The organism is Pseudomonas sp. 21615526, from assembly GCF_013386245.1.
Lineage (GTDB): Bacteria > Pseudomonadota > Gammaproteobacteria > Pseudomonadales > Pseudomonadaceae > Aquipseudomonas.
The window spans coordinates 1-6,445 of record NZ_JACAOM010000137.1; the positions used below are offsets into that span (position 1 = coordinate 1).

8 protein-coding genes and 1 pseudogene are annotated in these 6,445 nt (G+C 61.1%); 4 read left to right on the forward strand and 5 right to left on the reverse strand.

Going from position 1 to position 6,445, the window contains the following annotated elements; genetic code table 11:
• A partial coding sequence (locus tag HX786_RS28305) for an AI-2E family transporter (RefSeq protein ID WP_178912906.1) occupies positions 1 to 294 on the forward strand: 294 nt, incomplete at its 5' end.
• Here the strand turns inward: HX786_RS28305 and HX786_RS28310 are convergent.
• From HX786_RS28310 to HX786_RS28320, 3 genes are all read right to left on the reverse strand, one after another.
• Complete coding sequence (locus HX786_RS28310) at positions 291 to 470, reverse strand: hypothetical protein (RefSeq protein WP_003211225.1); 180 nt, start codon at positions 468 to 470, stop codon at positions 291 to 293. The genes HX786_RS28305 and HX786_RS28310 overlap by 4 nt on opposite strands.
• A gap of 103 nt (positions 471 to 573) precedes the next feature.
• Positions 574 to 768 (reverse strand): hypothetical protein, encoded by a 195-nt coding sequence (locus HX786_RS28315; RefSeq protein WP_003211226.1) that lies wholly within the window; start codon positions 766 to 768, stop codon positions 574 to 576.
• A gap of 232 nt (positions 769 to 1,000) precedes the next feature.
• Complete coding sequence (locus tag HX786_RS28320) at positions 1,001 to 1,354, reverse strand: hypothetical protein (RefSeq protein ID WP_008435927.1); 354 nt, start codon at positions 1,352 to 1,354, stop codon at positions 1,001 to 1,003.
• Positions 1,355 to 1,595: 241 nt separating this feature from the next.
• Here HX786_RS28320 and HX786_RS28325 point away from each other — a divergent pair, with 241 nt between their 5' ends.
• Complete coding sequence (locus HX786_RS28325; RefSeq protein ID WP_003211230.1) at positions 1,596 to 2,414, forward strand: shikimate 5-dehydrogenase; 819 nt, start codon at positions 1,596 to 1,598, stop codon at positions 2,412 to 2,414.
• Positions 2,415 to 2,633: 219 nt separating this feature from the next.
• Here HX786_RS28325 and HX786_RS28330 read toward each other — a convergent pair whose 3' ends face one another.
• Positions 2,634 to 3,281, reverse strand: coding sequence for a YceH family protein (locus tag HX786_RS28330; protein ID WP_003211232.1), 648 nt, complete (start codon positions 3,279 to 3,281; stop codon positions 2,634 to 2,636).
• Positions 3,282 to 3,407: 126 nt separating this feature from the next.
• On the opposite strand from HX786_RS28330, the gene HX786_RS28335 reads away from it, so the two are divergent.
• Positions 3,408 to 3,917 (forward strand): DUF1993 family protein, encoded by a 510-nt coding sequence (locus HX786_RS28335; RefSeq protein WP_003211233.1) that lies wholly within the window; start codon positions 3,408 to 3,410, stop codon positions 3,915 to 3,917.
• 68 nt (positions 3,918 to 3,985) lie between these two features.
• Here the strand turns inward: HX786_RS28335 and sstT are convergent.
• Positions 3,986 to 5,205 (reverse strand): annotated as a pseudogene (sstT, locus tag HX786_RS28340) (serine/threonine transporter SstT).
• A gap of 213 nt (positions 5,206 to 5,418) precedes the next feature.
• Here sstT and HX786_RS28345 point away from each other — a divergent pair.
• Positions 5,419 to 6,445: MFS transporter (locus tag HX786_RS28345; protein WP_178912907.1), on the forward strand; the 1,027-nt coding region annotated here is incomplete at its 3' end.

Consider the following 6,445-nt stretch of genomic DNA (forward strand, 5'->3'; position numbering starts at 1 on the left):
GGGATCGTGTGGGGGCCGGTGGCGGCGTACTTCCTGCTGAGCGGGTCGATCTGGCAGGGCGTGGTGCTCGGGTTGTTCGGGGTATTTGTGATCGGGCTGGTGGACAATGTGCTAAGGCCCATCCTGGTGGGCAAGGACACCCGCATGCCGGATTACCTGATCCTTATCTCAACCTTGGGCGGCCTGTCGATCTTTGGCTTGAACGGCTTTGTCATCGGGCCACTGATTGCTGCGTTGTTCATGTCCAGCTGGGCGCTGTTTGTGGAAACCAAACCGCGGGTGCAACTGCCTTAGGCATGAAAGCAATGCGCCATTTTGACCGACAGGGCCTGGGCGGCCGGTAATGAAGTGAGTGGGCCGCTGATGGCTTCGCCATCGCGTACCAGGTACCAGCAGGCGAGCAAGCCAAGCTCCCGCAGAGAGGCGGGAACGGCACTGCCGATGACAGACATGATTTGAATAGTGGGCATGATGACCTCCGATACGCTATGGAGGTGACATTACGGTGCGTAGGCCTTCAGGGAAAATCAACCTGCTCGATAGTCGACATCACTGTTATCGAGCGACCCTCAGTCAGTCGACCACCTGGTCGAGCATATGCACCACTTCCTGTTCACTGAGCAGGCCCTTGCGCACCAGGTTTTCCGTCAGCAAGGACAGGAACTTGGCGTTGCGATGGCCTTCCAGGGCCTTGAGCTCCGTCAGTACGCTATAGACCTTGCTCGAGGTGCAGAGGCCGGCGGTGCGATGTGGGTTTTGCGTGGGCATGGGCAATCGTCCTTGTTGTTATTGGTCGGACAGTGTTGATAGTGGAAGCCTTTTGAGACACAAACATGACAGCGCAGGCCCCGTTCGGGCAAGCGCCTATTGAGATCAATGATGTGGGATTTGGCCACAGCCATTGTCCTTATAACGACCTTGGCGAGATTTATTCAGACCTGCGGGCCAAAAAAAGGCCCCGCTTTTAGGGCGGAGCCTGTTCAGGTGTATCAGTTGAGGCTTACCAGCCGCGACCGTAATAGCCGTGTGGAGGGCCGTAGTAGCCGCGCGGTGGGCCGTAGTAGACCGGCGCCGGGCGGTAATAAACCTGTTGTTGCACATACACAGGCGGTGGCGGTGCGTAGTAGACCGGCGGCGGAGCGGCATACACCGGCTGCGGCTGGACATACACCGGTTGTTGCACGTAGACCGGCCGCGATTGGCTGGCGACGATCGAGCCGCCTACCACTGCACCAACAACGGCTCCCAGTGCGAGCGGAGCACCCCAACCACCACCGTGGGCGGAGGCCTGTCCTGCCATAGCGAGTGCGCCGATCAGCAAGGCGATCTTGGGGAGTTTACGAATCATGGTCATTCCTCGGTTAGCCCCTGCGCTCATGGTCTGCAATCAATCGACTCAAGGATTGTCGCGGGGATACTTTTAAGACAGCGTATTTCTAAAAAACAGCACAGCCGATAGGTAAAGGTTGTGTAAGGTCTGTATCGGTTGGCTTACACAAGTGGCCGGGCACAGTGCGTATGATCCATGAGAACCCGCCGGCGCGGGTATTCCGTCTATCCGAAACCGCCTCTGGAATGGCTTCAAGGAGTTACCGATGCAGATGAACCCCAACAAGGACACCCAACTGTGCATGTCACTGTCGGCGCGCCCCGGGAACTTTGGCCTGCGCTTTCATAACCACCTGTACGAGCAGTTGGGGTTGAATTTCTACTACAAGGCCTTCAGTAGCCAGGACCTGCCGGGCGCCGTCGGTGGCATTCGGGCCTTGGGCATTCGGGGTTGTGGCGTGTCGATGCCGTTCAAGGAAGCCTGTATTGCCCTGGTGGATGAGCTGGACGATTCGGCGCGGGCCATTGCGTCAATCAATACCATCGTCAACACCGACGGGCATTTGAAGGCCTACAACACCGATTACATCGCCATCGAGCAACTGCTGCACAAGCACCAGGTGCCCAAGGACTCGACCTTCGCCCTGCGCGGCAGCGGCGGCATGGCCAAGGCGGTGGCCAGTGCCTTGCGCGATGGCGGCTACGCCAAGGGCGTGATCGTGGCGCGCAATGAAGAAGCGGGCCGGGCGCTGGCCCAGAGCCTGGGGTATGAGTGGCAGGCGCAGTTGGGTGCCTTGCGCCCGCAGATGCTGGTCAACGTGACGCCGATTGGCATGACCGGAGGGGCGGAAGCGGATCAGTTGGCGTTTGAAGCTGACGCGGTTGATGCGGCCGAGACGGTCTTCGATGTGGTGGCGATTCCCTCGGAAACCCCGCTGATCCTGCGTGGACGGGCCCAGGGCAAACGAGTGATCACCGGTTTGGAAGTGATCGCCATCCAGGCGTTGGAGCAGTTTGTGCTGTACACCGGCGTGCGGCCGACGGATGAACAGTTTCAGGCGGCGGTGGCATTTGCCCGGAGCTGAGCATCACCGCTGGCGGTGTGGAGAGTGAGCTTGCTGTGGCGAGGGAGCTTGCTTTGGAGAGTGAGCTTTTGTGGCGAGGGAGCTTGCTCCCGCTGGGTTGCGCAGCAGCCCCAAGAAAATGGGAGCGCTACGCACTCCAGCGGGAGCAAGCTCCCTCGCCACAGCAAGCTCCCTCGCCACAAAAGCTCCATCACCACAGAAGCCCACTCACCACAAACATTACTCGAGCCGCGAAAGGCGCTCTTCCAGCGCCGCAATCCGCGCTTCCAGCTCTTCGATACGCTCCAGGGAAACCCCACTTCCCGCACCACGCTCCACCGGATTCCCACGCGCCGCCAGGATCGCTTCAATGTCCGCCGGGTCGCCCAGGGCGTGCATGTACCGATCTTCCCGCTGCCCCGACTGACGCGGCACCAACAACGCCAGCCCACGGGCAATCAGGCGTTCCAGTTGATGCACCACCTGCTCGGCGTCTTCAAAGTCATGCATGCGCCCGCTGCGGGTCAGCAGTTCGTTGACCGTCTGCGGCCCCCGCAGAAACAGCAACCCGCTGAGAATCACCTGGGCCGGCACCAACTCCAGCGCCTTGTCCACCCGATGCTCCCAGCGGTCGGCGCGGCTGCCCATCACCAGCCGGGTAAACCCGCGGCCTTCCAGGGCCCGCAGGCTCTGGCCAACCTGGCCCTGGCTGAGGTTCATCACCGGTTCGCGGCTGGTTTTCTGGTTACAGGCGATCACCAGCGCGTTGAGGGTCAACGGGTAGGTTTCGGGGCTGGTGGCCTGTTTTTCGATCAGGCAGCCCAGGATGCGGATTTCCGTGCTGTTCAGGCGCGGCTCTTCGGAAGTGGTGTCGTGCTCGGTGGTCATCGCGCTTTCCCTAATGCAGTGAGCTCACTAGCCTAATCCTGAAAAAATAAAAGACAAGCGGCGCCGGTGGCCGGCATGTCTATAATCGCGGCTGTTTCAAACCCTGCCACAACTGTCGAGACTGTCATGACTATTTCCCTGTACGCCGCTTCCCTCCCGGTCTTCAAGCAAATGCTCAACGCCCTGAGCGATGTGCTGAACAAGGCCGAGGCCCACGCCACCGCCAAGAACATCGACCCGAACGCCTTCCTGCAGGCACGCCTGTACCCGGACATGTTCCCGCTGGTGCGCCAGGTGCAGATCGCCGTCGACTTCGCCAAAGGCGTTTCTGCCCGCCTGGCTGAAATCGAAGTTCCGAAATACGACGATACAGAAGTCACCTTCGCCGACCTGCAAGCGCTGATCGCCAAGGTCCTGGCGTTTATCGACACCATCACCCCGGCCCAGGTCGACGGTAAAGAAGGCATCGAGATCATCACTCGCCCTGGCACCCCGAAAGAGAAGCGCTTCAGCGGCCAGTCGTACCTGCTGAGCTACGGCCTGCCGCAGTTCTTCTTCCACGTCACCACCGCTTACGCCTTGCTGCGTCACAACGGCGTGGAAGTGGGCAAGCGCGACTACATGGGCGCGTTCTAAGCCTTGTAATAAAAAGCCCGGGGCGGTTCATTCACGAACCGCCCCGGGCTTTTTTGTGCGCGCAAGGTCTACGCGGCTTGTTCTTCCTTGCCCAGGCACGCGGCAGCGGTGAACAACACATCGGTGGACGAGTTCAGTGCGGTCTCCGCCGAGTCCTGCAACACGCCGATGATGAAGCCCACGGCCACCACCTGCATGGCGATTTCGCTGGGAATGCCGAACAGGCTGCACGCCAGCGGGATCAACAGCAGCGAGCCCCCGGCAACCCCCGACGCGCCGCAGGCACACACCGCCGCGACCACGCTGAGCAGCACGGCGGTGGGGATGTCCACGGCAATGCCCAGGGTGTGCACGGCGGCCAGGGTCAGCACGGTGATGGTGATGGCAGCGCCGGCCATATTGATGGTGGCGCCCAGCGGGATCGACACCGAGTACGTGTCTTCATGCAGGCCCAGGCGCTTGCTCAACGCCAGGTTGACCGGAATGTTGGCCGCCGAACTGCGGGTGAAAAACGCGGTGATCCCGCTTTCCCGCAGGCACATCAGCACCAGCGGGTAAGGGTTGCGGCGCAGCTTCCAGAACACGATGGCCGGGTTGATCACCAGCGCGACGAACAGCATGCAGCCGATCAACACCAGCAGCAGGTGTGCGTAGCCCAGCAGGGCGCCGAAGCCGGACGTGGCGAGGGTCGAGGCCACCAGCCGAAAATCCCCAGGGGCGCGAAGCGGATCACCATGCGCACGATCAGCGTGACGCCGTTGGACAGGTCGCCCAGTACGGTGCGGGTGGTGTCGCTGGCATGGCGAATGGCGATGCCCATGCCGATGGCCCACGCCAGGATACCGATGAAATTGGCGTTCATCAGCGCGCTGACCGGGTTGTCCACCACGCTCAGCAACAGGCTTTGCAACACATCACCGATACCGCCGGGAGGGCTGACGGCCACATCGTGGGTGGCCAGCACCAGCGAGGAGGGGAACAGCGTGCTGGCGATCACCGCGACCACGGCGGCAGCGAACGTGCCCAGCAGGTACAGGAACAGGATCGGGCGGATATGGGTTTCCTGGCCGTGCTTGTGGCTGGCAATCGAGGCCATCACCAGCACAAATACCAGGATGGGCGCGACGGCCTTGAGCGCCGAGACAAAGACCTTGCCAATAAACCCGGTGGCTTGTGCGACGTCGGGCAACAGCAGGGCCAACAGGATACCGGCGATCAGGCCGATGACAATTTGGGTGACCAGGCTGATAGACATCAGGCGTTGAAAGAGGGAAGGGGCAGCAGTCATAAAAAGGTTGTCTCTGGTTTTTTTAATAGATGCAGCTAGGCAGCATGAATCTGGCAGGGGCGAAGTCTAACATCTGTAGGAAACGTCTAATCCGGGTGCGGCGTTCCGTCACCACGCCGCTACACATTCTGTTAACATTGCCCATCCTCTATTTCTTCTCTATCAGCGGGCCCTCCGGGCTGTCGTTGATGTCGCTGTTTTCTGGAGTTTTTAATGCTGTTTCCGATCCTGCTGTTGTCGGCGGCCGGTTTTACCGTGCTGACCACAGAGTTCATCATCGTCGGCCTGTTGCCTTCCATCGCCCGCGACCTCGACGTGAGCGTGTCCCAGGCCGGGTTGCTGGTGACGTTGTTCGCCTTCACCGTGGCGGCGTTTGGCCCGTTCCTCACCGCATATTTCGCCCGGTTCGAGCGCAAGCGGCTGTTTATCACGATCCTGATCATGTTCGGCCTGGCCAACACTCTGGCGGCGATGGCCTCGAATATCTGGGTCATGTCCCTGGCCCGGTTGATCCCGGCACTGGGGCTGCCGGTGTTCTGGGCCCTGGCCAGCGAAACAGCGGTGGACATTGTCGGGCCGGACTTCGCCGGCCGCGCGATTGAAAAAATCGGCTTCGGCATCGTGTGTGCCACGGTCTTCGGGATCCCGGTGGGCACGCTGATTTCCGATATGTTCGGCTGGCGCACCGCCTTTGGCATTCTTGCGGTGGTGGCGTTCGCCAAGGCCCTGCTGCTGTTTATCTACCTGCCGAAGACCCGGGCAAAGCACGACCAGGTCAGCCTGCGCTCGCAGTTCAAGATCTTGCGCAGCCCGCTGATGCAGGGCCATATCCTGCTGTCGATCCTGGTGTTCAGCGGGATGTTCACCGCCTACACCTACCTGGCAGACATTCTCGAACGCCTGGCGGGTTTTGACGGCACGGTAGTGGGCTGGTGCCTCATGGGCTTTGGCGCGGTCGGCCTGATCGGCAACTCTTTGGGCGGGCGCATGGTCGACCGTCATCCGCTGATTGCGTCGATGGTGTTCTGCGGTTTCATGATCGCCGGCATGGTGGCGCTGGTGCCCGCCATCCATTCCACGATCGGGTTGGCGGCGGCGATGGCGGTATGGGGCGTGACCCAGGCGGCATTGTTTCTGGTCAGCCATGTGCGACTGATGAAGGCCGCACCCCATGCGCCGGCGTTTGCCGCCTCGTTGAACATTGCCGGGGCCAACCTGGGGATTGGCCTGGGGGCGCTGG